Source organism: Pseudomonas fluorescens, from assembly GCF_902497775.2.
In the GTDB taxonomy this organism is placed as follows: Bacteria; Pseudomonadota; Gammaproteobacteria; order Pseudomonadales; family Pseudomonadaceae; genus Aquipseudomonas; species Aquipseudomonas putida_F.
On the sequence record NZ_OZ024668.1, the window covers coordinates 1,166,343 to 1,191,345 of the forward strand.

At 63.8% G+C, this 25,003-nt stretch carries 20 protein-coding genes; 14 read left to right on the forward strand and 6 right to left on the reverse strand.

Going from position 1 to position 25,003, the window contains the following annotated elements; translation table 11 throughout:
- Nucleotides 1–128: 128 nt before the first annotated feature.
- The gene (locus tag F8N82_RS05515) at nt 129–677 is read right to left on the reverse strand and encodes an RNA 2'-phosphotransferase (protein WP_038994213.1); all 549 of its coding nucleotides are present in this window, start codon (nt 675–677) and stop codon (nt 129–131) included.
- A 483-nt stretch (nt 678–1,160) separates the two neighbouring features.
- Between F8N82_RS05515 and F8N82_RS05520 the strand changes: the two genes are divergently transcribed.
- Nucleotides 1,161–3,197 carry an NADPH-dependent 2,4-dienoyl-CoA reductase gene (locus F8N82_RS05520; protein ID WP_038994214.1) on the forward strand — a complete coding sequence of 679 codons (2,037 nt, stop codon included), beginning with the start codon at nt 1,161–1,163 and terminating at the stop codon, nt 3,195–3,197.
- 78 nt (nt 3,198–3,275) lie between these two features.
- Nucleotides 3,276–4,175 (forward strand): 1-aminocyclopropane-1-carboxylate deaminase/D-cysteine desulfhydrase, encoded by a 900-nt coding sequence (locus F8N82_RS05525; protein ID WP_038994215.1) that lies wholly within the window; start codon nt 3,276–3,278, stop codon nt 4,173–4,175.
- Here F8N82_RS05525 and F8N82_RS05530 read toward each other — a convergent pair.
- Nucleotides 4,172–4,720, reverse strand: a complete 549-nt coding sequence (locus F8N82_RS05530; RefSeq protein WP_052251397.1) for a cytochrome b — start codon at nt 4,718–4,720, stop codon at nt 4,172–4,174. The genes F8N82_RS05525 and F8N82_RS05530 overlap by 4 nt on opposite strands.
- Before the next feature lie 172 nt (nt 4,721–4,892).
- Between F8N82_RS05530 and F8N82_RS05535 the strand changes: the two genes are divergently transcribed.
- Complete coding sequence (locus F8N82_RS05535; protein ID WP_038994216.1) at nt 4,893–6,179, forward strand: arsenic transporter; 1,287 nt, start codon at nt 4,893–4,895, stop codon at nt 6,177–6,179.
- Between the two features lie 89 nt (nt 6,180–6,268).
- On the opposite strand, the gene F8N82_RS05540 is transcribed toward F8N82_RS05535, so the two are convergent.
- Complete coding sequence (locus F8N82_RS05540; protein WP_038994217.1) at nt 6,269–7,213, reverse strand: DUF1853 family protein; 945 nt, start codon at nt 7,211–7,213, stop codon at nt 6,269–6,271.
- Nucleotides 7,214–7,346: 133 nt separating this feature from the next.
- Here F8N82_RS05540 and F8N82_RS05545 point away from each other — a divergent pair, with 133 nt between their 5' ends.
- The 11 genes from F8N82_RS05545 to F8N82_RS05595 all read left to right on the forward strand — a co-directional run bounded on the left by F8N82_RS05545 (nt 7,347) and on the right by F8N82_RS05595 (nt 19,342).
- Nucleotides 7,347–8,237, forward strand: coding sequence for an NAD(+) kinase (locus F8N82_RS05545; protein ID WP_010223281.1), 891 nt, complete (start codon nt 7,347–7,349; stop codon nt 8,235–8,237).
- Nucleotides 8,234–9,208 (forward strand): metallophosphoesterase, encoded by a 975-nt coding sequence (locus tag F8N82_RS05550; protein WP_191626720.1) that lies wholly within the window; start codon nt 8,234–8,236, stop codon nt 9,206–9,208. Before F8N82_RS05545 ends, F8N82_RS05550 begins: the two co-directional genes overlap by 4 nt.
- Nucleotides 9,205–10,077: a rhomboid family intramembrane serine protease gene (locus F8N82_RS05555; RefSeq protein WP_038994219.1), complete on the forward strand. Its 873-nt coding sequence runs from the start codon at nt 9,205–9,207 to the stop codon at nt 10,075–10,077. The genes F8N82_RS05550 and F8N82_RS05555 overlap by 4 nt, the downstream gene beginning before the upstream one ends.
- A 14-nt stretch (nt 10,078–10,091) precedes the next feature.
- Nucleotides 10,092–10,352, forward strand: a complete 261-nt coding sequence (locus tag F8N82_RS05560) for a YeaC family protein (RefSeq protein ID WP_038994220.1) — start codon at nt 10,092–10,094, stop codon at nt 10,350–10,352.
- The gene (locus tag F8N82_RS05565; protein WP_038994221.1) at nt 10,349–11,179 is read left to right on the forward strand and encodes a DUF2797 domain-containing protein; all 831 of its coding nucleotides are present in this window, start codon (nt 10,349–10,351) and stop codon (nt 11,177–11,179) included. The genes F8N82_RS05560 and F8N82_RS05565 overlap by 4 nt, the downstream gene beginning before the upstream one ends.
- A 14-nt stretch (nt 11,180–11,193) precedes the next feature.
- The gene (gene pepN / locus F8N82_RS05570) at nt 11,194–13,851 is read left to right on the forward strand and encodes an aminopeptidase N (protein WP_038994222.1); all 2,658 of its coding nucleotides are present in this window, start codon (nt 11,194–11,196) and stop codon (nt 13,849–13,851) included.
- Between the two features lie 221 nt (nt 13,852–14,072).
- A complete protein-coding gene (locus F8N82_RS05575) occupies nt 14,073–15,128 on the forward strand; it encodes a WD40/YVTN/BNR-like repeat-containing protein (protein WP_080764698.1) in 1,056 nt (351 codons plus the stop codon).
- A 20-nt stretch (nt 15,129–15,148) separates the two neighbouring features.
- Nucleotides 15,149–17,530, forward strand: coding sequence for an efflux RND transporter permease subunit (locus F8N82_RS05580; RefSeq protein ID WP_038999230.1), 2,382 nt, complete (start codon nt 15,149–15,151; stop codon nt 17,528–17,530).
- Between the two features lie 121 nt (nt 17,531–17,651).
- Nucleotides 17,652–17,945 carry a DUF5629 family protein gene (locus F8N82_RS05585; RefSeq protein ID WP_038994224.1) on the forward strand — a complete coding sequence of 98 codons (294 nt, stop codon included), beginning with the start codon at nt 17,652–17,654 and terminating at the stop codon, nt 17,943–17,945.
- Nucleotides 17,896–19,041, forward strand: a complete 1,146-nt coding sequence (locus tag F8N82_RS05590) for a lactonase family protein (RefSeq protein ID WP_038994226.1) — start codon at nt 17,896–17,898, stop codon at nt 19,039–19,041. Before F8N82_RS05585 ends, F8N82_RS05590 begins: the two co-directional genes overlap by 50 nt.
- Before the next feature lie 121 nt (nt 19,042–19,162).
- Nucleotides 19,163–19,342 carry a hypothetical protein gene (locus F8N82_RS05595; RefSeq protein ID WP_010223291.1) on the forward strand — a complete coding sequence of 60 codons (180 nt, stop codon included), beginning with the start codon at nt 19,163–19,165 and terminating at the stop codon, nt 19,340–19,342.
- Nucleotides 19,343–19,494: 152 nt separating this feature from the next.
- Here the strand turns inward: F8N82_RS05595 and F8N82_RS05600 are convergent, their stop codons facing one another.
- The 3 genes from F8N82_RS05600 to F8N82_RS05610 are packed head-to-tail and all read right to left on the reverse strand — an operon-like array spanning nt 19,495 to nt 24,970.
- Nucleotides 19,495–20,088, reverse strand: coding sequence for a glutathione S-transferase (locus F8N82_RS05600; protein WP_038994227.1), 594 nt, complete (start codon nt 20,086–20,088; stop codon nt 19,495–19,497).
- Nucleotides 20,085–23,732, reverse strand: a complete 3,648-nt coding sequence (locus tag F8N82_RS05605) for an AAA family ATPase (protein ID WP_038994228.1) — start codon at nt 23,730–23,732, stop codon at nt 20,085–20,087. The genes F8N82_RS05600 and F8N82_RS05605 overlap by 4 nt, the downstream gene beginning before the upstream one ends.
- On the reverse strand, nt 23,729–24,970 hold the full coding sequence (locus F8N82_RS05610; RefSeq protein WP_038994229.1) for an exonuclease SbcCD subunit D C-terminal domain-containing protein: 1,242 nt from the start codon (nt 24,968–24,970) through the stop codon (nt 23,729–23,731). The genes F8N82_RS05605 and F8N82_RS05610 overlap by 4 nt, the downstream gene beginning before the upstream one ends.
- Nucleotides 24,971–25,003 lie beyond the last annotated feature (33 nt).

Below are 25,003 nucleotides of genomic sequence, written 5' to 3' on the forward strand. Positions count from 1 at the left end.
GGGCGATCTTATGAGTTGCCGAGCTTTGATGTCTGGCTGAGTGACGTTGCTAAAGTCTGATTTTCAGAATGGCGTTATTTATTGTATCTTGTTTGGAAATAATTTCTGTTGGGCCGTTAACGGGTAGTTCATATTTCGCACAAGAATTTTTCTGGCACATGGCTAGTTAGCCAAACTTCATTCTCCGCCTGAAATAACTTGAAGCCCTGTTGGTACATACGCAGGGCTTCAATTTTTAGTACCACAGGTTTTCCATAGCGCTGTCCGACAGCAATCGCTGTTGATCTGTCCTGCGATAGGTGCACGTGGTGGCGTGAGCCAGCAATCAGCCCTTGTTGGCGGATCGACGCCAGGAAGCGTGTTGCTGTGCCATGGTAGAGAAATTCCGGTGGTTCTTTCTCTATGTGCTGAAGGCTGACGCTGGATGTCGAGTGGCCCTGTACGGCGCGAATGCGTTGTCCATCATCCGAGATGCTGAAGCGCTTTTTATCGCTGCTGCTGACGACCGCTTGAATAAGTGCGGTATCTAGGATTCGCCCGTCTTTAGCCGCGCCGGCAATCATAGAATCGATATCTGCCCAGCCTTCGCTGTCTAGCTGCAAGCCGATAGCTTGTGGCTCATGCCTGAGAACATAGCTGAGAAACTTGCTGGTTTCGTTGAGTTGTTTGCTGCTCATGTTATTTCCGTGGTTCCTGGGTTATGCCTTGTGAGGCAGCAGTTGTCCATCGACAATCTTGCCCCTGAAATTTCTCCAGCACCACCTCGATCTCCCGCCGCCCCTCGGCGTAGTCCTGCAGTTGTGCGATCACCTCGGGGGCGGCTCCTGGCCTTTCAGGTCATGGGTGAAATCCCGGCTAGAAATCGTGCCGAAAGTGTCCACTATGTCCCCGCACACCGGTCCACCATGTTTTCGGTCAATACAAAGGTGCAAAAGGAGCAATGGTGCAATCATAAGATTCTCCGGAAAAACGACAGGTGATTACACACTTTGAGTATCGGTCCCAAGGGGACCCGGGTGCAGTAGGATCAATAACTTGTCACTTTCGGTCATTGAGCCGCGCCCGCTGGCTCTTTAATGTCGGCCTCAGATAACTGACGGGCCCCGCCAGCCTTGGCGAGGCGCCCGCATTCCGTGATTACGCCTGTTGTGGAGTTGACTATGGCCGCCGCTCAATACCCGCATTTGCTCGCCCCGCTGGACCTGGGTTTCACCACCTTGCGCAACCGCACCCTGATGGGCTCGATGCACACCGGCCTTGAAGAAAAGCCCGGCGGTTTCGAGCGCATGGCGGCCTATTTTGCCGAGCGCGCCCGTGGCGGCGTCGGCCTGATGGTGACCGGCGGCATCGGCCCGAACGTGGAGGGCGGGGTGTATTCCGGCGCTGCCAAGCTGAGCACGCCGGAAGAAGCCGATAAACACCGCATCGTCACCCAGGCGGTGCATGAGGCCGGTGGCAAGATCTGCATGCAGATCCTCCACGCCGGTCGCTATGCCTACAGCCCGAAATCGGTAGCGCCGAGCGCCATCCAGGCGCCGATCAACCCGTTCAAGCCGCGCGAGCTGGATGAAGAGGGCATCGAGAAGCAGATCCAGGACTTCGTCACCTGCTCGCTGCTGGCGCAAAGCGCCGAGTACGACGGCATCGAGATCATGGGGTCGGAAGGCTACTTCATCAACCAGTTCCTCGCCGCCCACACCAACCAGCGCACCGACCGCTGGGGTGGCAGCTATGAGAACCGTATGCGCCTGGCGGTGGAAATCGTCCGTCGTGTGCGGGAAGCGGTAGGGCCGAACTTCATCATCATCTTCCGCCTGTCGATGCTCGACCTGGTCGAGGGCGGCAGCAGCTGGGAAGAGATCGTGCAGCTGGCCAAGGCCGTGGAGCAGGCCGGCGCGACCCTTATCAACACCGGTATCGGTTGGCACGAAGCGCGGATCCCGACCATCGCCACCAAGGTGCCGCGCGCGGCGTTCAGCAAGGTCACCGCCAAGCTGCGCGGTGCGGTGCAGATCCCGCTGATCACCACCAATCGCATCAACACCCCGGAAGTCGCCGAGCAGATCCTTGCCGAGGGCGATGCCGACATGGTCTCGATGGCGCGGCCGTTCCTCGCTGACCCGGAGTTCGTCAACAAGGCCGCCGCCGGGCGTGGCGACGAGATCAACACCTGTATCGGCTGCAACCAGGCCTGCCTGGATCACACCTTCGGCGGCAAGCTGACCAGCTGCCTGGTCAACCCGCGCGCCTGCCATGAAACCGAGCTCAATTACCTGCCGGTCACCCAGGTCAAGCGCATCGCCGTGGTGGGTGCCGGCCCCGCGGGCCTGGCGGCTGCCACCGTTGCGGCGGAGCGCGGCCATGAAGTGACCCTGTTCGATTCGGCCAGCGAGATCGGCGGTCAGTTCAACGTGGCCAAGCGCGTGCCGGGCAAAGAGGAGTTCTATGAAACCCTGCGCTACTTCAAACGCAAGCTGCAGACCACTGGCGTCGAGCTGTGCCTGAACACCCGCGTCGATGCCGCGCAGCTGGCGGCGGGCGGCTTTGACGAGATCATCCTCGCCACCGGTATCGCCCCGCGTTTGCCGGCCATCCCCGGCATCGAGCACGCCAAGGTGCTGAACTACCTGGATGTGCTGCTGCAGCGCCAGCCGGTAGGGCAGAAGGTGGCGGTGATCGGCGCCGGCGGTATCGGTTTTGACGTCTCCGAGTACCTGGTGCACCAGGGCGTGGCCACCAGCCAGGACCGTGAAGCGTTCTGGAAGGAGTGGGGCATCGATACCCACCTCGAGGCCCGCGGCGGCGTAGCCGGGATCGAGGCCGAGCCGCACGCGCCGGCGCGTCAGGTGTTCCTCCTGCAGCGCAAAAAGACCAAGGTCGGCGACGGCCTGGGCAAGACCACCGGCTGGATTCACCGCACGGGCCTGAAGAACAAGCAGGTGCAGATGCTCAACAGCGTCGAGTACCTGAGCATCGACGACGCCGGCCTGCACATCCGCATCGCCGAGGGCGAGCCGCAGGTGCTGCCTGTGGATAACATCGTCATCTGCGCCGGCCAGGATCCACTGCGCGAACTGCAGGACGGCCTGCTCGCCGCCGGCCAGTCGGTGCACCTGATCGGTGGCGCCGATGTCGCCGCCGAGCTGGATGCCAAGCGCGCCATCAACCAGGGTTCGCGCCTGGCCGCCGAGCTCTGACTGGCGCAGCGCGGCGGGCTGCCGGGCCCGTCGCGCTGTTACACTGCGCGGCCCTGGCAGCCCTGTTGTGCCCCGCCCATGATCGGCAGATTCGACGACCTTCCCCTCGCACCCCTGCAACCCTTGCCCCTGAGCTGGCTGCGCGCCCATGGCGTGGAGCTGGCGGTGTTGCGCCTGGACCTGATCGACCCGCTGATCAGCGGCAACAAGTGGTTCAAGCTGCTCGAACACCTGCGCCTCGCCCAGGCCCAAGGTGCGCCCGGGGTGATCAGCCTCGGCGGCGCCCATTCCAATCACCTGCATGCCCTGGCGGCGGCCGGCAAGCGCTTTGGTTTTGCCACCGCTGGCCTGTTGCGTGGCCATGCCCAGGACACAGCGACCGTGCGCGACCTGCAGGCCTTCGGCATGCAGCTGCATTGGTTGGGGTATGGCGGTTATCGCGAGCGTCATCAGCCGGATTTCTGGCAGCCCTGGCAGGCGCTGTATCCAGGCTGGCAATGTGTCGCCGAAGGTGGGGGCGGGCCCTTGGGCGCCAAGGGCTGCGCCTTGATCGTCGAGCAGGCGCAAGCGCAATTGGCGGCGCTGGGCTGGGCGGATTATCACGGCTGGTGGCTGGCGGCCGGTACCGGTACCACCCTGGCCGGGATGGTGTTGGCGGAAGCAGGCAGGCACGAGGTCCATGGCGCATTGGCCGTGCCGCTGGATCATGGCGTGCCCGAGGCTGTGCAAGCGCTGGTCGGCAAGGGCGGTTACCGCTTGCATGAGGCCTGCCGTGGCGGCTTTGCCAAGGTCGATGACGGGCTGTTGGCCTTTATGGCCGACTGCGAATCTGAAACTGGCATGCCGCTGGAACCGCTGTACACCGCCAAGGCCTTGCTGGCGCTGCGCCGGGAAGTCGAAGCCGGGGCCTTTGCCGCCGGCACCCGGCTGATCTTCCTGCACAGCGGCGGCCTGCAGGGCCGCCGCGGTTTTGCCTAGTTGTTGCGCGGCAGCATGCGCAACAAGGTGTTGTCGCGCTGCACGTAGTGATGGAACAGGCCGGCCACGGCATGCAGGCCGATCAGCCAGTAGCCCCAGGTGCCGATGCGCTCGTGCCAGCCCTTGATGAACTTGGCCAGGTCCGGGTCCGGGGCGACCAGCGCCGGCAGCTCGAAACCGTAGAACGGGATCGGCTTGTTGGCGGCGCTGAGCAGCAGCCAGCCGGCCAGCGGCAGGCCGATCATCAGCAGGTACAGGGCCAGGTGCATCAGGTGCGCCAGGCCTGTCTGCCAGGCCGGTGGCGCCGGAATGATCGGCGGGGTCGGGCGACCCAGGCGCAGGGCCAGGCGCAGCCAGACCAGCACGAACACGCTCAGGCCCAGCATGAAGTGCAGGTCTTTCATCAAGGCGCGTTCGGCGCTGTCCTTGGGAAACATCCCGCGCAGTTCGATAAAGGCGTAAACCGCCGCCAGCAGCACCAGCATCAGCCAGTGCAGGGCTATCGACAGACCGCCGTAGCGGGCCTGGTTTTGGCTCAAAGTCATGGGTGTTCCTCATCATCAGGTCGAAATCCGCGCTCTTCTGGCGCAGTCAGCTAACTGTAACCGCTTGCCAGCCGGTTACCCGGGCATTGCAGCAGAAATTCATCACGGCAACCTTGATCTGTCGCTAGAATCCGGCGCTTGTACCCACTCTAATCTGCAAGGCTTGTACTTCATGCTGATGGCATCACTGATTTTCCTGCTGACCATTACCCTGGTGATCTGGCAGCCCCGAGGCCTTGGCGTCGGCTGGAGTGCCACGGGCGGGGCGCTGCTGGCCTTGCTTTGCGGGGTGGTGCAGTGGAGCGATATCCCGGTGGTCTGGCAGATCATCTGGAACGCTACCGGTACTTTCATCGCCCTGATCATCATCAGCCTGTTGCTCGATGCCGCCGGCTTCTTCGCCTGGGCGGCGTTGCATGTGGCGCGTTGGGGACGCGGCAGTGGCCGGCGGCTGTTCTGCTACATCGTGCTGTTGGGGGCGCTGGTGTCGGCGTTGTTTGCCAACGACGGCGCGGCGCTGATCCTCACCCCGATCGTGGTGGCCATGCTTCTGGCCCTGCGCTTCAGCCCGGCGGCGACCCTGGCCTTCGTCATGGCCGCGGGCTTCATTGCCGACACGGCCAGCTTGCCGCTGGTGGTGTCGAACCTGGTCAACATCGTCTCTGCCGACTTCTTCGGCATCGGCTTCAACCGCTATGCGGCGGTGATGGTGCCGGTCAACCTGGTCGCCGTGGCGGCGACCCTGGCGGTGCTGTTGTGGTACTTCCGTCGGGACATCCCGGCTGACTATGATCCGCTGCAACTGGATGCGCCGCGCAGCGTGGTGCAGGACCCGGCGACTTTTGTCGCCGGCTGGCTGGTGTTGTTGATCCTGCTCCTGGGTTGCTTTGCCCTGGAGCCGCTGGGCATTCCGATCAGCGCGATTTCGGCGGTGTGTGCACTGGTGTTGCTGCTGGTGGCGGCACGCGGGCACAAAATCTCCACGCGCAAGGTGCTCAAGGAGGCGCCCTGGCATATCGTGGTGTTCTCCTTGGGGATGTACCTGGTGGTCTACGGCCTGCGCAATGCCGGGCTGACCGACTACCTGGCCGGCTGGCTCGACGGTTTTGCCGCGGGCGGGGTGTGGGGCGCGGCGCTGGGCACCGGGCTGCTGACTGCCGTGCTGTCGTCGATCATGAACAACCTGCCAACGGTGCTGATCGGCGCCTTGTCGATCGATGCCAGTACCGCCACGGGTGTGGTCAAGGAGGCGATGATCTACGCCAACGTGATCGGCAGCGACCTGGGGCCGAAAATCACCCCGATTGGCAGCCTGGCGACGCTTTTGTGGTTGCATGTGCTGGAGCGCAAGGGGGTGAAGATTGGCTGGGGGTATTACTTCAAGGTCGGGATTGTGCTGACGGTGCCGGTGTTGTTGCTGACCTTGGTGGCGCTGGCGCTGCGGTTGACTGTGGTTTAGGGCTGGCTTCATCGCCGGCAAGGCCGGCTCCCACAACCTGTGGGAGCTGGCCTTGCCGGCGATCGCCTGCGCAGCAGGCGCAAAACCCGTCACCCTGGCAGGTTCGGCCATAAGTCCGAGACCAGAAACAACCGCTCGGCTTCCTCCCACTCGCCACGCTCACCCGCGACCAGCCGCACCAGCAACTGCGCTGGCGCCAGCGGGTCCAGCGCCTGCAACCAGGTCTCGAAGCGCTGCACCGACCAGCAGTCCTGCGCCGGGTAACAGGCCGGCGCCAGCCAGGCATGGCGCGGCAACGGCTGCCAGCGACCGGGCGCGCTTTGGGCCCGGAACGCCGCCCAGTCGCGCTGGTGCAACCAGCGCCCACGCAGATGCTGCGGATTCGCTCCTTGCGGCGGTTGCGCCTGCCCCGGCCAGGGATAAAGCAGGTAACCGCCCAGCCACAACTGTGCACTGAACTGCTCGATCTCCAGCGCCGCCAGCGCGTCGCGGCTTTCCGCGCGGGCCGAAATCGGCAGTTGATGCTCGGCCAGGTGCGCAAGCTTGCGGTCCAGACGGTCATGGCACCCCGGCCCCAGCCACTGCGCCGGGTTGTCCCCCGGGCCGTTTTGCGGCCCCAGGTACAGCTTGATCGCCAGTTCCAGGTGGTGCACGCCGTCGCTGTCGCGCAGCAACAGGTCCAGCTCGCCCAGGGTGTGCCCGCCATTGCGGATCGGCAGGTTGGCGGCCAGCAGGGTCACGCCGGGAGCATGCTGGAGAGCGAACTGCCATAGACGTTCGTAGTACAGCCCCAGGCGCCGGGTGCTGGCCTGGGCCAGCCAGTGCAGCAGGGCGTGGCTGTCGCGGTCTTGCTCGAGCAGCCACTGGCGCAGTTGTTCAGGCTCGGCCACCCAGCGGCTGGCCGCCAGCGGATGACGCTGCGGCCACGGCGTATCGCGCAGCATCGGCGGCGCAAGAATGACCCAAGCCAGGTCGCGCACCTGGGGCTGGTGCAACTGGCAGGGCAGGTCGGTCAGGCTGGGGAACGGGTTCATTCAGCGAGCATAGCCGCTCAGCCTGTGCGCTTGCTGAATTTCTCCGGGGTTTGCCGCTGCCCGGCGCTTTCGCCCATAATCGAACTCTTTGGCGAGCATCGCCTTTTTACCCGCCGCAGAGCCCTGGAGCCCCATGGAGCAATTTCGCAATATCGGTATCATCGGACGGCTGGGCAGCTCCCAGGTGCTCGATACCATTCGCCGACTGAAAAAATTCCTGCTGGAGCGGCATCTGCACGTCATCCTCGAGGACACCATCGCCGAAGTCCTGCCCGGCCATGGCCTGCAGACCTCGACCCGCAAGCTGCTGGGTGAAGTCTGCGATCTGGTGATCGTCGTCGGTGGCGACGGCAGCCTGCTCGGCGCCGCCCGCGCCCTGGCCCGGCATAACATTCCGGTGCTGGGCATCAACCGCGGCAGCCTGGGCTTTCTGACCGACATTCGCCCCGATGAGCTGGAGGTGAAGGTCGCCGAGGTGCTCGACGGCCACTACCTGGTGGAAAACCGCTTCCTGCTGCAGGCCGAAGTCCGTCGTCACGCCGAAGCCATCGGCCAGGGCGACGCCCTCAACGATGTGGTGCTGCACCCGGGCAAGTCGACGCGGATGATCGAGTTCGAGATCTACATCGATGGCCAGTTCGTCTGCAGCCAGAAAGCCGACGGCCTGATCGTCGCCACCCCGACCGGCTCGACCGCCTACGCGCTGTCGGCGGGCGGGCCGATCATGCACCCCAAGCTCGACGCCATCGTCATCGTGCCGATGTACCCGCACACCCTGTCCGGGCGGCCGATCGTGGTCGACGGCAACAGCGAGCTGAAAATCGTCGTGTCCAAGGACCTGCAGATCTACCCGCAGATTTCCTGTGACGGCCAGAACCATTTCACCTGCGCCCCCGGCGATACCATCACGGTGAACAAGAAGCCGCAGAAGCTGCGTCTGATCCACCCGCTGGATCACAATTACTATGAGGTCTGCCGGACCAAGCTCGGCTGGGGCAGCCGCCTGGGTGGTGGAGGCGAGTGATGCTCGATCCCGCTCGCAGTTTCGACCTGATCGGTGACGTGCACGGTTGTGCACACACCCTCGAACGGCTGCTCGACGCCCTTGGCTACCAGCGCCAGGGCGGCGTCTGGCGTCATCCGTCGCGCCAGGCGCTGTTTCTGGGCGACATCATCGACCGTGGCCCGCGGATTCGCGAAGCGCTGCACATCGTCCATGACATGGTCGATGCTGGCCAGGCCTACTGCATCATGGGCAACCACGAGTACAACGCCCTGGGCTGGAACACCCCGGCCCTGCCCGAGAGCGGCAAGCACTACGTGCGCGAGCACACTCCGCGCCACGGGCGGCTGATCTACGAGACCCTGACCCAGTTCGAACAGCATCCGGGCGACTGGCATGATTTTCTCGAGTGGTTCTACGAGCTACCGCTGTTCATCGACGCCGGGCGTTTCCGCCTGGTGCACGCCTGCTGGGACGCGCGCCTGATCGACCCGCTGCGCCAGCAGTACCCGGACGGGCGCATCGACGAGCATTTCATCCAGGCCTCGGCCGTGCCGGAAAGCTTTGCCGCCACGGTCTGCAACCGCCTGTTGCGCGGTACCGACATGCGCCTGCCGGACGGCCTGACCCTGACCGGTGGCGACGGCCTGACCCGCGCGTTTTTCCGCACCAAGTTCTGGGAAGAAGACCCGCAGACCTACGGCGATATCGTCTTCCAGCCCGATGCACTGCCCGAGCAGGTGGCCAACGCGCCGCTCAGCCACAGCCAGAAGAACGCCTTGCTGCGCTACAGCGAGGACGAACCGATGCTGTTCGTCGGGCATTACTGGCGCAGCGGCAAACCGGCGCCGATCCGCGCCAACCTGGCCTGCCTGGACTACAGTGCGGTGCTGTACGGCAAACTGGTCGCTTACCGCCTGGATGCTGAAACCCGCATCGACCCGCGCAAGTTCGTCTGGGTCGATGTCGACCGGCCGGAGGCCAGCCAATGACTGCTGTTGTGGTATTACGCATGCCGTTGAGTACCGATCTCAGCGGCTTTGTCGGCCTGTTGCGGCGCCTGCAGGTGCCGCACCGGGTCAGCGAGGAGGGCGGCGACCAAGTGCTGTGGGTGGCCGAGAATCTTGCCGAAGACGTGCGTCAGTTGTACCAGCGTTTTCCCGAGGGCAATGCCGAGTTCGAACTGCCGGCCGACACCGCCTTGGCCGCACCGGCGCGGCCGAGCATTGGCGAGCAATTGCGCGCCAGCAAGGCCACGGCGGCGATCCTGCTGCTGTGCCTGATCGTTGCCGGCCTTACCGGCCTTGGCGACAATTTCGCCACCTTGAGCTGGCTGACGTTCCTCGATTTTCGCGTGCAGGGCGACTACCTGTACTTCACCCCCTTGGCCGCCAGCCTTGCCGATGGCCAGTGGTGGCGCCTGTTCACGCCGATGCTGGTGCATTTCGGCATCCTCCACCTGGCCATGAACGGCCTTTGGTACTGGGAACTGGGCCGGCGCATCGAACTGCGCCAGGGCCCGTGGAACCTGCTCGGCCTGACCCTGCTGTTCAGCCTGGTGTCCAACGCCGCCCAGTACCTGTTTGGCGGCCCGAGCCTGTTCGGCGGCCTGTCGGGGGTGCTCTACGGTTTGCTCGGGCATGTCTGGCTGTACCAATGGCTGGCGCCCAACCCGGTGTATCGCATGCCGCGTGGCGTGCTGGTGATGATGCTGGTCTGGCTGCTGCTGTGCCTGTCCGGATTGATCAGCCTGCTCGGCTTCGGCCAGATCGCCAACGCCGCCCATGTCGGCGGGCTGTTGGTCGGTTGCCTCAGTGGGCTCTTGGGCGGGGCGTTGGCCCGGCGTAAACTGACCGCTTGATTTTGGGAGACCTTATGTCCACTTTTGCGCAAATGATTGAAAACATCACCCCGGAAATCTACCAAAGCCTGAAGCTGGCCGTAGAACTGGGCAAATGGGCAGACGGGCGCAAGCTCACCACCGAGCAGAAAGAGCTGTCGCTGCAGGCAGTAATCGCCTGGGAGCTGCAGAACCTGCCGGAAGACCAGCGTACCGGCTACATGGGCCCGCAGGAGTGCAGCTCGAAGTCGGCGCCAGTGCCAAACATCCTGTTCAAGTCGGATGCGATCCATTGATCGAACTCGGCCGCGGCTCCATCAGCAAAATGTCGGCGCGTCTCGAAGCGCCGGTGGTGCAGTACGCTTTTCGTCTGGGCGAGCAGGAAGTACCGGTCAACCCCTTGATCGGCAAGACCGTGCGCCTGGAATACCTCGGTGCAATCCATTGCAGCCACTGCGGGCGCAAGACCAAGACCAGCTTCAGCCAGGGTTATTGCTACCCGTGCATGACCAAGCTTGCGCAGTGCGACGTGTGCATCATGGCCCCGGAAAAATGCCACTACGATCAGGGCACCTGCCGCGAACCTTCGTGGGGCGAGCAGTTCTGCATGACCGATCATGTGGTGTACCTGGCCAACTCCTCGGGTATCAAGGTCGGCATCACCCGTGCGACCCAACTGCCTACCCGCTGGCTCGACCAGGGCGCAAGCCAGGCCTTGCCGATCGTGCGGGTTGCCACCCGTCAGCAATCGGGCCTGGTCGAAGACCTGTTCCGCAGCCAGGTGGCCGACCGCACCAACTGGCGCGCCTTGCTCAAGGGCGATGCCGAGGCGGTCGACCTGCTTGCCGTGCGCCAGCAACTGTTCGACAGCTGCGCCGAGGGCTTCAGCGCCTTGCAGGCACGCTTCGGCCTGCAGGCGATCCAGCCGCTGAATGACGCCGAGGTCCTGGAAATCCGCTACCCGGTCGAGGCCTACCCGAGCAAGATCGTCAGTTTCAACCTGGACAAGAATCCTGTGGCTGAAGGCACGCTGCTGGGCATCAAGGGCCAGTACCTGATCTTCGACACCGGCGTGATCAATATTCGCAAATACACGGCGTACCAGCTCGCCGTGCATCAGTAAAAAAGGACCGCCACATGCGTACCGAACAGCCGCAAGTGATCTACCTCAAGGACTATCAGGCCCCCGAATACCTGATCGACGAGACGCACCTGACCTTCGAACTGTTCGAGGACCACAGCCTGGTCCACGCGCAGCTGGTCATGCGCCGCAACCCGGCCCGTGGTGCCGGCCTGCCGCCGCTGGTGCTCGACGGCCAGCAGCTGGAGCTGCTCAGCGTCGCCCTGGACGACCAGGTGCTGAACGCAGGCGCCTACCAGCTCGACGACAGCCACCTGACCGTGCAGCCGACGGCGGCGACCTTCACCCTCGACACCAGCGTGAAGATCCACCCCGAGCGCAACACCGCCCTCGAAGGCCTGTACAAGTCCGGCAGCATGTTCTGCACCCAGTGCGAGGCCGAGGGTTTTCGCAAGATCACCTACTACCTCGACCGCCCGGACGTGATGAGCAAGTTCACCACCACGGTGATCGCCGAGCAGCATCGCTACCCGGTGCTGCTGTCCAACGGCAACCCGGTCGGTACGGGCCCGCAGGAAGACGGCCGGCACTGGGCGACTTGGGAAGACCCGTTCATGAAACCGGCCTACCTGTTTGCCCTGGTTGCCGGTGACCTGTGGTGCGTCGAAGACAAGTTCACCCGCCAGTCGGGCCGTGACGTGACCCTGCGCATCTATGTCGAGCCGGAAAACATCGACAAGTGCCAGCACGCCATGACCAGCCTGAAGAAGTCCATGCGCTGGGACGAAGAAGTCTATGGCCGCGAGTACGACCTGGACATCTTCATGATCGTCGCGGTCAACGACTTCAACATGGGTGCCATGGAAAACAAGGGCCTGAACATCTTCAACTCCAGCTGCGTGCTGGCCCGTGCCGAAACCGCCACCGACGCCGCCCACCAGCGGGTCGAGGCGGTGGTCGCCCACGAATACTTCCATAACTGGTCGGGCAACCGCGTGACCTGCCGCGACTGGTTCCAACTGTCGCTCAAGGAAGGTTTCACGGTGTTCCGTGATTCGGAATTCAGCGCCGACATGAACTCGCGCACGGTCAAGCGCATCGAGGACGTCGCCTACCTGCGCACCCACCAGTTCGCCGAAGACGCCGGGCCAATGGCCCACGCCGTACGCCCCGACAGCTTCATCGAGATCTCCAACTTCTACACCCTGACCGTGTACGAGAAAGGTTCGGAAGTGGTGCGCATGGTACGCACGCTGCTCGGCGCCGAGGGCTTTCGCAAAGGCAGCGACCTGTACTTCGAGCGCCATGATGGCCAGGCCGTGACCTGCGACGACTTCATCAAGGCCATGGAAGATGCCAACGGCGTCGACCTGAGCCAGTTCAAGCGCTGGTACAGCCAGGCCGGTACGCCGCGCCTGGCGGTCAGCGAGGCGTACGACAGCGCCGCGCAGACCTACAGCCTGACTTTGCGCCAGAGCTGCCCGGCAACCCCGGACAAGGTCGAGAAGAAGCCGTTCGTGATCCCGCTGGAACTGGGCCTGCTCGATGCCCAGGGCAACGACATTGCCCTGCGCCTGCAAGGCGAAGCGGCTGCGGTTGGCACCTCGCGGGTGCTGTCGGTGACCGAGGCCGAGCAGACCTTCACCTTCGAAGGCATTGCCGCCAAGCCGCTGCCCTCCCTGCTGCGTGGCTTCAGTGCCCCGGTCAAGCTGAGCTTCCCCTACGACCGCGACCAGCTGATGTTCCTCATGCAGCACGACAGCGACGGTTTCAACCGCTGGGAAGCCGGCCAGCAACTGTCGGTACAGGTGCTGCAGGAGCTGATCGCCCAGCACCAGCAGGGCGCCAAGCTGGTTCTGGACCAGCGCCTGGTGACTGCGTTGGGCACGGTGCTGGCCAACGAGCAACTGGACCAGGCCATGGTCGCCGAAATGCTCTCGCTGCCGAGTGAGGCCTACCTCACCGAAATCAGCGAAGTGGCCGACGTCGATGCTATTCATGCCGCCCGCGAATTTGCCCGCAAACAGATCGCCGAGCAGCTGTTCGATGCCTTGAACGCACGCTACCAGGCCAACCGTGCGGTGTCCCGTGGCACCGAGTATGTCGCCGAAGCCGAGCACTTTGCCCGTCGCAGCCTGCAGAACATCGTGCTGTCGTACCTGATGCTCAGCGCCAAGCCTGAAGTACTGGCCGCGACCCTGGAGCAGTTCGACGCCTGTGACAACATGACCGAGCGTCTCACCGCCCTGGCCGTGCTGGTCAACTCGCCGTTCGAAGCCGAGCGGGCCACGGCCCTGGAAAGCTTTGCCGAGCACTTCAAGGACAACCCGCTGGTCATGGACCAATGGTTCAGCGTGCAGGCGGCCAGTACCCTGCCGGGCGGCCTGGCACGGGTCAAGGCACTGATGCAGCACCCGGCGTTCACGATGAAGAACCCGAACAAGGTCCGCGCCCTGGTCGGTGCCTTCGCCGGGCAGAACCTGGTCAACTTCCACGCCGCCGATGGTTCGGGTTATCGCTTCCTGGCGGACCTGGTGATCGAGCTCAACGCACTCAACCCACAGATCGCCTCGCGCCAGTTGGCGCCGCTGACCCGCTGGCGCAAGTACGACAGCGCCCGTCAGGCGTTGATGAAGGCCGAGCTGGAGCGGATTCTGGCGTCGGGTTCGTTGTCCAGCGATGTGTATGAAGTTGTGAGCAAGAGCCTGGCTTGATGGCCCTATCGCGGGTCAAGCCCCGCTCCTGTAGGAGCAGGCTTGCCCCGCGATTGCTTCCCCGCAATTCCCCCGCTTAACAAAAGATAACGTCCCGTTCGTTGTCAGCCCTTTGCAAACCCCGATAGGATGGCTCTCAGCTATTGCGGGGCTCTGGAACAAGGTTTTTGCAGTACCTGCATATAGATTGACCCAAATAACAATAACCGGGGGATAGATCTATGACTGAGCCTGTCATGGCGGGTCTCGGCGGTGCTGCGCGTAAAGCCGGCAGTCGCCCATGGGCATTGGCCGCCAGCGGCTTGCTGGTATTGGCGATCGGGCTATTGGCCAACACGGCCGAAGCCGCAACCGCGCAAACCGATGTCTACTCCACCGAATCGTCCAAGGCGGCTAAAAGCCTGTTGCTGGACGTCACCAAGGCCGGTGCACGCCTGGTCGCCGTGGGTGATCGCGGCCATATCCTGTTTTCCGATGACCAGGGCACGACCTGGACCCAAGCCAAGGTGCCGACCCGGCAACTGCTCACTGCGGTCTATTTCGTCGACGACAAGCACGGTTGGGCCGTCGGCCACGATGCGCAGATCCTCGCCAGCACTGATGGTGGCGTCACCTGGAGCAAACAGTTCGAAGACCTGGCGCGCGAAGCGCCGCTGCTCGATGTCTGGTTCAGGGACACTCAGCACGGCTTCGCCGTGGGCGCGTATGGCGCATTGCTGGAAACCACCGACGGTGGCAAGCGCTGGAACGATGTCGGCGAGCGCCTGCACAACGAAGACCAGTTTCACCTCAACGGCATCGCCGCCGTAAAAGACGCCGGCCTGTTCATCGTTGGCGAACAGGGCAGCATGTTCCGCTCCAGCGACGACGGCCAGACCTGGGAAAAGCTCGAAGGCCCCTATGAAGGCTCGCTGTTCGGCGTCACCGGCACCGCCCAGCCACGAACCCTGCTGGCCTATGGTTTGCGCGGCAACCTCTACCGTTCCAGCGATTTTGGCGACACCTGGCAACAGATCGAATTGAAAGCCGCGCGCGGCAACCTCGAATTTGGCCTGGCAAGCGCTACGCTTCTCGATGATGGCAGCCTGGTATTGGTGGGCAATGGCGGCAGCGTGCTGCGCAGCAGCGACGACGGCCAGAGCTTCAGCGTGTTCAACCGGGCCGATCGCATCGCCCTGGCCGGCGTCAGCGGGCTGAGTGAAGGGCGCCTGGTGCTGGTAGGCCAGGGTGGCGTGCACCTGGCTTCGGCCCAGGGCGCCGAAGGAGTGCAGCCATGACCCGTCAGGAGCAGTTCAACATGAATCAGCAGCAACACCATCAGGACAAGGCGACTTTGCTCGAACGCCTGATCTTCAACAACCGCCCGGTGGTGATCCTCATCTGCCTGCTGGTCAGCGTGTTCCTGTTCTGGCAGGCCACGCAGATTCGTCCTTCTACCAGCTTTGAAAAAATGATCCCGCTCGAGCATCCCTTCATCGAGAAGATGCTTGAGCACCGCAATGACCTGGCCAACCTGGGCAACACCGTGCGCATCTCGGTGGAGGCCACCGACGGCGATATCTTCAGCAAGGACTACATGGAAACCTTGCGTCAGGTGCATGACGAGGTGTTCTACATTCCCGGCGTCGACCGCTCCGGGCTGAAGTCGCTGTGGAGCCCCAGCGTGCGCTGGACCGAAGTCACCGAAGAGGGCTTCGCCGGCGGCGAGGTCATCCCGCAGACCTACAACGGTTCGGCCGACAGCCTCGACCAGTTGCGTAACAACGTGCTCAAGTCCGGGCAGGTCGGGCGCCTGGTGGCCAACAACTTCAAGTCGAGCATCATCGACATTCCGCTGCTGGAGTCCTACCCCGACCCGCAGGACCAGGGCAAACTGGTCAAGCTCGACTACCAGCAGTTCTCCCATCAGCTCGAAGAGAAGATCCGCGACAAGTTCCAGGCGCAGAACCCCAATGTGAAGGTGCACATCGTCGGCTTCGCCAAAAAAGTCGGCGACCTGATCGACGGCCTGATGATGGTGGCGATGTTCTTCGGTATCGCCCTGGTGATCACCTGGGTGCTGCTGTACTGGTTCACCTGGTGCATTCGCAGCACCATCGCCGTGCTGATCACCACCTTGGTGGCGGTGGTCTGGCAACTGGGGCTGATGCATGCGGTGGGCTTCGGCCTTGACCCGTACTCGATGCTGGTACCGTTTTTGATCTTTGCCATCGGCATCTCTCACGGGGTGCAGAAGATCAACGGCATCGCCTTGCAGTCCAGTGACGCCGACAACGCCCTGACCGCGGCACGGCGGACCTTCCGCCAGTTGTTCCTGCCGGGGATGATCGCCATTCTGGCCGATGCCGTGGGCTTCATTACCCTGTTGATCATCGACATCGGCGTGATCCGCGAACTGGCCATCGGCGCTTCGATCGGTGTGGCGGTGATCGTCTTCACCAACCTGATCCTGCTGCCGGTCGCCATCTCGTATGTCGGTATCAGCAAGAAGGCCATCGAGCGCAGCAAGAAGGACGCCACCCGCGAGCATCCGTTCTGGCGCCTGCTGTCCAACTTTGCCAGCGCCAAGGTGGCGCCGGTGTCCATCGTCCTGGCCTTGCTGGCCTTCGGCGGCGGCCTCTGGTACAGCCAGAACCTGAAGATCGGCGACCTCGACCAGGGCGCACCGGAGCTGCGTCCGGACTCGCGCTACAACCAGGACAACGCCTTCATCATCGACAACTACTCGACCAGTTCCGACGTGCTGGTGGTGATGGTCAAGACCCCGACCGAAGGCTGCTCGGTGCACTCGACCATGGCGCCGATCGACGAACTGATGTGGAAGATGGAGAACACCCCGGGGGTGCAGTCGGCGATCTCCCTGGTGACCGTGTCCAAGCAGATGATCAAGGGCATGAACGAGGGCAACCTGAAATGGGAAAGCCTGTCGCGCAACCCCGATGTGCTCAACAGCTCGATCTCCCGCGCTGACGGCCTGTACAACGCCGACTGCTCGCTGGCGCCGGTGCTGATCTTCCTCAACGACCACAAGGCAGAGACCCTCGACCGCGCGGTCAAGGCGGTGCAGGAATTTGCCGACACCCACAACAAGGAAGGCCTGGAGTTCCTCCTGGCGGCCGGTAACGCCGGGATCGAGGCGGCTACCAACGAAGTGATCAAGTCGGCCGAGCTGACCATCCTGATCCTGGTGTACATCTGCGTGGCGGTGATGTGCATGATCACTTTCCGCTCCTTCGCCGCGACCCTGTGCATCGTCCTGCCGCTGGTGCTGACCTCGGTGCTGGGCAACGCCCTGATGGCCTACATGGGCATCGGCGTCAAGGTCGCGACTCTGCCGGTGGTGGCACTGGGCGTGGGCATCGGCGTGGACTACGGCATCTACATCTACAGCCGCCTGGAGAGCTTCCTGCGCGCCGGGCTGCCGTTGCAGGAAGCCTACTACCAGACCCTCAAATCCACCGGCAAGGCGGTGCTGTTCACCGGCCTGTGCCTGGCCATCGGCGTGTGCACCTGGATCTTCTCGGCGATCAAGTTCCAGGCCGACATGGGCCTGATGCTGACCTTCATGTTGTTGTGGAACATGTTCGGTGCGCTGTGGCTGCTGCCGGCGCTGGCGCGGTTCCTGATCAAACCGGAGAAAATGGCGGGCAAGCAGGGCGGTTCGATTTTCGCCCATTGATGGGGCAATCGCGGGGCAAGTCGGATCGCCGCACCGCCGCTCCCACCTTGGCTGTGGGAGCGGGCTTGCCCCGCGATGCTTTCAGGTATCATGGGGTTTTCCCGCCAGTGATCTTCCTGCAATGACAACCCTCTCCCAAGCCCTCGAATCCTGCGACATGCTCACAATCGACGGCCTGCACGCCTTTGACTTCACTTTCGACGAAACCGGCCTGCGCATCGAATTGATGGACGGCCGCGTTCTTAAACAATGGTCGTTCACCCCGGAGCAGATCGGCGCCGCCCGTGCTGAAGGTGCCGACTGGCTGATCAACGCCGACACTGGCGAGCATCGGCTAGTCTGTATGAGTGCCTTTAGTGCCAGCGATGAGGACGAAGATGAAGCGCCTGCTGAAGAATCTGCTGATCGCCAGTAGCATGTGCCTGACTCTCACCGCCCAGGCTCACGACCTGCTGGTCGGCAGCTACACCGCAGGCAGCAGCGAAGGTATCTACCGTTACCGCTTCAACAGCGACAGCGGCCAGATCGATCCCACGCCGCTGCAGATTCTCATGAGTGAAAACCCGTCCTGGCTGACCCTCTCGGTCGATAAGCGCCTGCTGTTCGCGGTCAACGAGAATGGCGCCGGCAATGGCCAGGTCAGCAGTTTTGCCATCGGCAAGGACGGCAGCCTCAAGGCCCTGAGCCAGGTGCCAAGCCAGGGCGACGAGCCGACCCATTCCAGCCTCAGCCACGACCAGCGCTACCTGTTCGTCGCCAACTACGGCGTGTTGCCTGCCCCGGGCGGCAGCCTCAGCGTGTTGCCGGTAGACCGTAACGGCCACCTGCAGGCGTCGGTGCAACAAGACCGGCACAAGCCCAGCGGCGTCAACCCGGAGCGCCAGACCGGGCCGCACGTGCATTCGGTGGTGTCGTCCGACGATGGCGAATACGTGTTTGCCAGCGATCTTGGCGCCGACAGGGTGTTTGTCTACCGCTACGACGGCGCCAGCCCCACGCAGCCATTGAGCGCGCTCGAGCCGGTCAGCCTGCCGCCGGGCAGCGGGCCGCGGCATTTGCTGTTTGACCGCGATGGCAAGCATGCCTACCTGACTCTGGAAATGAGCGCGCAGGTGGTGGCTTTCGATTATCAGGACGGCGGCAAGCTGCTGGAGCTTCAGCGCCTGCCATTGACCGAGCAGACCGATGCCTCGGCCAGGGCGGCGGGGGCCTTGCACCTGTCGGCTGACGGGCGCTTTCTGTATGTCAGCAACCGCGGTACGGCCAACGAGCTGCTGGTGTTTGCCGTCGATGACAAGACCGGCAAGCTGATGCAGGTGCAGCGGCGCAGTGTCGAAGGCGATCACCCACGGGAGTTCACCCTCGACCCCACCGGCAAGTTCCTCCTGGTGGCCAACCAGAAGAGCAACCAGATCGTGGTGATCCGCCGGGATCCGCGCAGTGGCCTGCTCGGTGAAACCGTGCAGAAGCTGGACCAGGATGCCCCCTCGGACCTGAAGTTCGTCAACTGACTATCAATTGCCTTGATGTTGGCTACTGCTGCAATGAATTTCTGTGCGCCGCGTCAGCGGCGTAAGTTTGAACCACGGCCCCAGGCGGCCACTTCAAACCACAGACTTCGAGGTCAGCGCCATGAACTTCAACCTTTTTCCGGTCATCGCCGCTTCCGCCATTTCTGCTTCGGTGGTCCTGCCGGCCAACGCCCATGTCGAGCTTAGCGAGCGCAAATCGTCGACTCAGAGCTACACCCAGAAATACCTGCAACAAAGTGCCAACTTCTACGCCGCGCTGGACCACAAATCGCAACACTGAGCCGGTAGATTTTTCTGGTAATAGCACATCGCCATGTGATTGAATTTGACGCTAATTTATTGACGTCAGAGGATGCAGGCATGAAATGGCGAATTTTGGCGGTGTTGCTGTTCCTCTATTCTTCGCCGATTCTGGCGCTGTAGCTTCTGGCCTCATCGCGCCATGATCGCCTTGAACAGCGCCGATTCCAGCCAGCCCTGCAGCCACGCCCGCACGTGCGGGTAGGGCGCCTGGGCGAACCATTCCGGCTCCACCCCGGCGAACTGGCGCATCAGCGGCAGCAACGCCGCGTCAGCCAGGCTGGGATGATCAGCGAACAGGTACGCCTGGTGCACCAGTCGCTCATTCAGCTCGGCCAGCCAGGTTTCAGCCTGTGCCCGGTACTCCTCGCGTGAGTGCTGCGGGTAACGTTCAGCATATTTGTACAGATTGACCTGCGCTTTGAACTCGCGATCATTGCGCTCGATCAGCGCATCGGCGGCCTGCGCCGCCTGCGGGTCGGCCGCCAGTTGCCAGTCCTGCGGGTCGTGCCGGGCCAGGGCCCAGCGCATGATGTCGAGGCTCTCTTCCAGCACCAGGTCGCCAGCGCTCAGCACTGGCACCGTGCCCTTGGGCGACAGCGCCAGCAGTTCGGCCGGCTTTGCCTTGAGGCTGACTTCGCGAATCTCCACCGGGCACTCGGCATAGCGCAGCGCCAGGCGCGCACGCATGGCCCAGGGGCAGCGGCGGAACGAGTAGAGGATCATCCGCTGACTTCCACCGTGCTCAGGCCATTGCCCTGGCGGCGCACCTGGATCTGCACCGGGATGCGCTCGTGCATCTCCTGCACGTGGGAGATCACCGCGACCTTGCGGCCCTGGGCCTGCAGGCCGTCGAGGGCGTCCATGGCCAGTTGCAGCGATTCCGGGTCGAGGCTGCCGAAGCCTTCGTCGATAAACAGCGATTCGATGCGCAGGGTACTCGAGGCCATCGACGCCAGGCCCAGGGCCAGGGCCAGCGAGACCAGGAAAGTTTCGCCGCCCGACAGCGAGTGCACCGAGCGCAGTTCGTCGCCCATTTCCGTATCCAGCACCAGTAGGCCGAGCAGGCTGCCACCGCGCTTGAGCCGGTAGCGCCGAGCCAGCTGACGCAACTGGACGTTGGCGTGATGCACCAGCAGGTCGAGGTTGTAGCCCTGGGCGATCTTGCGGAAGGTATCGCCGGTGGCCGAGCCGATCAGCGCGTTGAGCCGGGCCCAGCGCTGCCACTCGCTGTAGGCGCTGGCGATCTGCTCGGCCAGGGCCTGGTGCGCCAGCTGCCGGCGCTGGTCTTCGGCCTGGGCGGCACGCAGTTCGGCGCAGGTCTGTTCGCTGGCTGCCAGTTGCAACTGCAGGCTGTCGAGGGACTGCTCCAGCGCTTCGCGGGTGAGTTCGGCATTGCCCTGGGCCTGGTGCTGGTCCAGGCGTTGCTGGCGCTCGTGCAGCAGGGTACGGGCCTGTTCGATGGCTTTTTCGCTGCCCTGCAGCCCTTGGCGCAGTTGTGCCACGGCGTTGTCGTCCAGTGCCAGGAGTTGCTCCAGGCCACTGTCGTCCAGCTCCGGGTGGCCCTGGCGCCATTGTTCGATCTGGGCGCGAACCTCGTGGTGTTCCTGTTCCAGGCTGCTCTGGCGTTCGCCTTTAGCCTTGAGCTCGGCGGCCAGCTCGATCAACCGTGCCTGGGTCTCCTGCAGCTGTTGAAGCGCCTGGGCTTCGGCCTGGCGCGCGTGCTCCACGGCCTGTTCCAGGTTCTGCTGCCAGTGCTCGGCGCTGGACTGTTCACCGAGCAAGCTGGCGAGGCTGTCGCGGCTGAGTTGATGCTGATGTTCCAGCTCAGTGAACTGCTGTTGCAGTTCTTCCTGCTTTTGCAGCCGTGCCTGTTGCTGCAGCTGGGCTTTGTCCAGGGTCTGCTGGCGTTCGCCGTGCTCCTGGTGTTCGTCCTTTTGCCGTTGCAGCAGGTCCAGACGCAGGGCCAGTTGCTGGTCCAGGCGCATGAAGGCGGCGGCCGGTTCCTGGCGCAGGTCATTGAGGATGTCACCGGGCAACAGGCTGGCGAAACTGGCCAGCTCTTGCTCCAGGCGCTCTTCATCGCTGGCCAGCGCCGTTTGCTGCTGGCTCAGGTGCTGGTTGGCCTGCTGGCTGGCTTCCTGGGCCGCGTGCACTTGCTGTTGCAGGCGGCTGGCGTCTTTTTGCAGGGTCAGCAGGGCGTTCTGGCGCTGCTCGTCACGACTGATGCCGTGGTTCAGGTTGCGCGCCTGCAAGTCCAGCCAGTTGCTGCGCTGGCTGGCGTCCTGATCGGCCAGCGACGGGTACAGCGGGTGCGCTTCGAGGCTGGGCAGCAGCGCCTGTTGCTGGTTGCCCAGTTGCTCCTGCTGGTGCAGGTATTCCTTGATCTGGCCGTTGACCCCGCCCAGTTGGGTGCGCAGTTCATCAAGCTGCTTCTTCAGGCCGTCGACCACTTGCTGGGCGTTGGCCTCTTCGTTCTGGTCATGGCGGCCGAGGCTTTGCAGCAGGGCTTCGGGCTGGTGGTACGGGTGCTCCTGGCTACCGCAGACCGGGCAGGGCTGGTCGTCCTGTAACTGTGCGCGCAGCTCTTCGACGCTCTGGCTGCGGGCCAGGCGCTGGCGTTCGAGCAACTGGCGAGTGACGTTCAGCGCTTGCTCGGCGGCGGTTAGCTGGTTCTTGCCGTTGAGGCCTTCGCTGATCAGCTGTTCGCGCTGCTGCAGGGCGGCCTGCTGGCGTTCGCGCAGGGCTTGCAGGCGCTGTTCGAGGTCCTGCTGGTTGCTCCACAGTCGGCTCAGCTCTTCGACCTGACGCTGCTGCTGGCGGTTTTTCTGCAGCAGCTCGCCGAGCAGGCCGATTTGTTCGGCCAGGGCCTCGGGTTCGGCCTCGGCTTCGCGGTAGAGCAGGGCCAGGGCGGCGCGCTGCTCTTCAAGTTGGGCGTGGGCCTGGCTGGCACGTTGCTGCAGGCCGGGCAGTTCGGCGCGGCCCTGATTGAGGCGGTTGCCCAATTGCATCAGTTGCTGCAGGCGGTCGCGATAGGCGTTCCAGGCTTCGCTCAGCCCGGCCAGCGCCACGCTTTGCTCAAGCTGCTCGCCGATCTGCTGCAGGCGTTGTTCGCTCAGGCGCTGCTGTTCATTGAGGCTCAGCAGCTGTTGCTGGCCTTCGGCACTGGCCTGTTCGGCCTGTTGCTTGAGCGTCGCGCTGCTGGCCAGTTCCTGTTGCAGGCGGGCCAGGGTGTGCTGTTCGGCAAAGGCCTGGCGTAGCGCTGGTGCACTTTCGCTCTGTTGCGCCAGGGCCTGGGCCAGGGTTTCACGGGCCTTGGCCTGTTCATCCTGCAATTGCTGCTGGCGGCTGTGCAGCTGCTCATGCTGCTGGCGCTGCGCGGCGATGCTCATCGCCAACGGGCTGAGCAGGGCAGTGAGCGCCTGCTGGCGGGCGAACTGGTGACGCTGCGGCGCCAACTGGTCCAGACGCGCCAGCTTCAGCCGCTCGCCATGCAGGCTGTCGTTGTGTTGCTGGGCGCTGTGCAGTTGGGCGCTGCTGGCCTGCAGTTGCTCCTGCAGTTGCAACAGCTCACTGAGCCAGCTGCGTTGCTGTTCCAACTGGCGCAGTTGCGCCTGTTCGGCCTTGAACCGTTCGAGCGCTTGGGTGTAGCGCTGGTCGAGTTCGGCGCGGGCCTCGGCGGCCATGGGCAGGACGCCGCTGGCCTGATCCTGCAGGGCCTTGTGCGCCTCTTCGGCTTCCTTGCTCTTGCTGTAGGCGCGGCGCCCCAACTGGCTGTAGATCGCCGTGTTGGTGAGCTTTTCCAGCAGCTCGCTACGCTCTTTGTCATCGGCCTTGAGGAAGGCGCTGAACTCGCTTTGGGCGAGCATCACCGCGCGGGTGAACTGTTCGAAATTCAGGCCCAGGCGCGACTCGATCAGTTGCTTGTATTCGGCCTTGCTCTGGTTGCTCAGCAGTTGCTCGCTGTCCAGGTCGTGCAGGCTCTGGCGGCTGCCTTGCAGCTTGCCGTTGGCCTTGTCGCGGGCGCGGTTGGTTTCCCAGCGTGCGCGGTAGCGGCGGCCGTCGATGCCGACAAAATCCACCTCGGCAAAGCCGCTGCCCGAACCTCGGCGCAGCAGGGTGCGCGGGTCGCTGGTGAGGATGTCGCTGTCGACTTCCGGCAGCTTGGTCTCGCGGCCGATGTTGTTCAGCCGCGGCACGGCGCCGAACAGCGCCAGGCACAGGGCGTCGAGCAGGGTACTCTTGCCGGCGCCGGTGGGCCCGGTAATGGCGAACAGGCCGGTGCTGGCCAGCGGCTCGGCGGTGAAGTCGATCTCGACCGGGCCTTCCAGAGAGGCCAGGTTCTTCAGGCGAATGGCGAGAATCTTCATGGCTGTTCTTCCTCCTGCTGGACGTCCTGCAGCAACAGGGCAAAGTCGGCCAGGGTCTGTTCATCGACGGCGTTGCCATAGGCCTGCTCCCAGGCGCGGCTGAACAGCTCGTGCGGGGTCAGTTGGCCCAGCTCCAGCAAGTCGGCACTGCTGTCGTCTTCACTGCGGCCATTGCCGGCATAGTCGGCGGCGATGCGCACCAGACGCACGGCCTTGCCGTGCAAGGCGCCTTCGAGTTGGGCGCGCAGGTCAGGCAGGGGTTCGTCCAGGCGTACGCGGATCTCCAGCCAGGGTTGGCGCTGCGGGTCGTCGAGCAGGTCGACCACCGGCAACTCGGCCAGTTGTTCGAGCACTTCGGCCAGCGGTGCCGGGCCCAGGCGTTGCAGGTGCACGGCACGCGGCACCAGGCGTGATTCGACGCTGACGAGGTTGGCGCCGTCCAGCTCGATCTCGAGGATCTGGTGCTGATAGCCGATTTCCGAGAACGACAGCGGAATGGGCGAGCCGCTGTAGCGGATGCGCTCTTCGCGGTTGACCTTCTGCGGCTTGTGCAGATGGCCGAGGGCGACGTAACTGATTTCGGGGGCGAACAGCCGCGCCGGCAGGGCTTCGGCGTTGCCGATGATCAGGCTGCGTTCGGAGTCTTCCGAGATCGAGCCGCCGGCCATGTGTGCGTGGCTCACGGCAATCAGCGCCTGGCCGGCCTTGCGCCGTTGCAGGGCGGCGGCGGTGAGTTTTTCGTGGACCTGGGCAATGCCGCGCAGGTAGTCATCGCCCAGGTGCGCCCCGGTAACTTGCGCCGGGCGCAGGAACGGCAGCGCCAGGCACCAGGCGGCGACCTTGCCCTTGGCGTTGGTCAGTGGAATCAGCAGGCGCTCGCTGTCCAGCTCACCTTCATCCAGCCACTGCACGCGGCCCAGGGCATGGGTGCGCAGACTGCGCATCAGCGGCGCCGGCAATTCGATACGCGAGCCGGAATCGTGGTTGCCGGCGATCATCACGATGTTCAGCTTGGGCTGCTGTTCGTGGGCCTGGACGATGAAGTCGTAGAGCTGTTCCTGGGCTTTGACCGGCGGGTTGACGGTGTCGAAGATGTCGCCGGCAATCAGCAGGGCATCGGGCTGGCGCAGCTTGAGCTGGCCGAGCAGCCAATCGAGAAAACAGGCGTGTTCGAAGTCGCGTTCCTGGCCGTGCAGGGTTTGTCCCAGGTGCCAGTCGGAGGTGTGAAACAGACGCATGAAGGGTTCCGCAGTGTGCCGGCGTGGCGCCCG

Bases quoted from the DNA above. Each gene is read 5' to 3' on its own strand.
- F8N82_RS05515 (WP_038994213.1), bottom strand. From the start codon at position 677: ATGAGCAGCAAACAACTCAACGAAACCAGCAAGTTTCTCAGCTATGTT.
- F8N82_RS05520 (WP_038994214.1), top strand. From the start codon at position 1,161: ATGGCCGCCGCTCAATACCCGCATTTGCTCGCCCCGCTGGACCTGGGT.
- F8N82_RS05525 (WP_038994215.1), top strand. From the start codon at position 3,276: ATGATCGGCAGATTCGACGACCTTCCCCTCGCACCCCTGCAACCCTTG.
- F8N82_RS05530 (WP_052251397.1), bottom strand. From the start codon at position 4,720: ATGACTTTGAGCCAAAACCAGGCCCGCTACGGCGGTCTGTCGATAGCC.
- F8N82_RS05535 (WP_038994216.1), top strand. From the start codon at position 4,893: ATGCTGATGGCATCACTGATTTTCCTGCTGACCATTACCCTGGTGATC.
- F8N82_RS05540 (WP_038994217.1), bottom strand. From the start codon at position 7,213: ATGAACCCGTTCCCCAGCCTGACCGACCTGCCCTGCCAGTTGCACCAG.
- F8N82_RS05545 (WP_010223281.1), top strand. From the start codon at position 7,347: ATGGAGCAATTTCGCAATATCGGTATCATCGGACGGCTGGGCAGCTCC.
- F8N82_RS05555 (WP_038994219.1), top strand. From the start codon at position 9,205: ATGACTGCTGTTGTGGTATTACGCATGCCGTTGAGTACCGATCTCAGC.
- F8N82_RS05560 (WP_038994220.1), top strand. From the start codon at position 10,092: ATGTCCACTTTTGCGCAAATGATTGAAAACATCACCCCGGAAATCTAC.
- pepN (WP_038994222.1), top strand. From the start codon at position 11,194: ATGCGTACCGAACAGCCGCAAGTGATCTACCTCAAGGACTATCAGGCC.
- F8N82_RS05575 (WP_080764698.1), top strand. From the start codon at position 14,073: ATGACTGAGCCTGTCATGGCGGGTCTCGGCGGTGCTGCGCGTAAAGCC.
- F8N82_RS05580 (WP_038999230.1), top strand. From the start codon at position 15,149: ATGAATCAGCAGCAACACCATCAGGACAAGGCGACTTTGCTCGAACGC.
- F8N82_RS05585 (WP_038994224.1), top strand. From the start codon at position 17,652: ATGACAACCCTCTCCCAAGCCCTCGAATCCTGCGACATGCTCACAATC.
- F8N82_RS05590 (WP_038994226.1), top strand. From the start codon at position 17,896: ATGAGGACGAAGATGAAGCGCCTGCTGAAGAATCTGCTGATCGCCAGT.
- F8N82_RS05595 (WP_010223291.1), top strand. From the start codon at position 19,163: ATGAACTTCAACCTTTTTCCGGTCATCGCCGCTTCCGCCATTTCTGCT.
- F8N82_RS05600 (WP_038994227.1), bottom strand. From the start codon at position 20,088: ATGATCCTCTACTCGTTCCGCCGCTGCCCCTGGGCCATGCGTGCGCGC.
- F8N82_RS05605 (WP_038994228.1), bottom strand. From the start codon at position 23,732: ATGAAGATTCTCGCCATTCGCCTGAAGAACCTGGCCTCTCTGGAAGGC.
- F8N82_RS05610 (WP_038994229.1), bottom strand. From the start codon at position 24,970: ATGCGTCTGTTTCACACCTCCGACTGGCACCTGGGACAAACCCTGCAC.